We start from the raw sequence: 546 nt of genomic DNA, 5'->3' as shown, positions 1-546 counted from the left end.
CATGTATAAGCAATAAAAAACAGCTTCAGGTAATGAGGAATATCTCAATTTTTAAACATAAAATGCGAATTATTTAGTACAAAAAGTGAACTTCTGATGATCTTTCCCTGTGTTTAACGCAGCCTTCTTTCTTTTCCTCTTCACCCTTAATGTCTTTGCAATCTCTTAATAAATTCAGTGCCATCTTCTTTATTCCAGATATTATTTAGGCTGCGTTTCCTCTTCTTATCCGGCTGGCATCTTCATTCATTTTTACATCTAACACCCAATGAAGACTGTGCTCGATCAGCCAGTGCGCTCTGATAGCATGTGCAAATTCTTTAGCATCCATATCCTTTGATGAAATATAATATCGGATGCTTACACCTTCTGCTGATTTATCTTCTTTCTTCTGCCTGAATGACAATGCTACACAAAGCTTTTTTAATCCCTTCCATTCGAATTCAAAATCACAAAAGTTCAGGCGTTACGTTACTGACAATATGCAAACGTGTTTCTTTTCTTCCATGACTTATCTCCTGCGTACTAAACGAATCGCCTTTATAA

The 546-nt window shown here is 36.1% G+C and carries 1 pseudogene; it reads right to left on the bottom strand.

The annotated features are described in order from the left end of the window. Positions 1-69 precede the first annotated feature (69 nt). Positions 70-546 (bottom strand): annotated as a pseudogene (locus tag E0D98_RS25620) (ISAs1 family transposase); the annotation flags it as partial.

The sequence above is a fragment of the Escherichia sp. KCJ4928 genome, from assembly GCF_004352695.1.
Taxonomy (GTDB): domain Bacteria; phylum Pseudomonadota; class Gammaproteobacteria; order Enterobacterales; family Enterobacteriaceae; genus ECMA0423.
The sequence above is the reverse complement of the archived record's forward strand: the minus strand, read 5'-3'. Positions and strand labels throughout refer to the sequence as shown.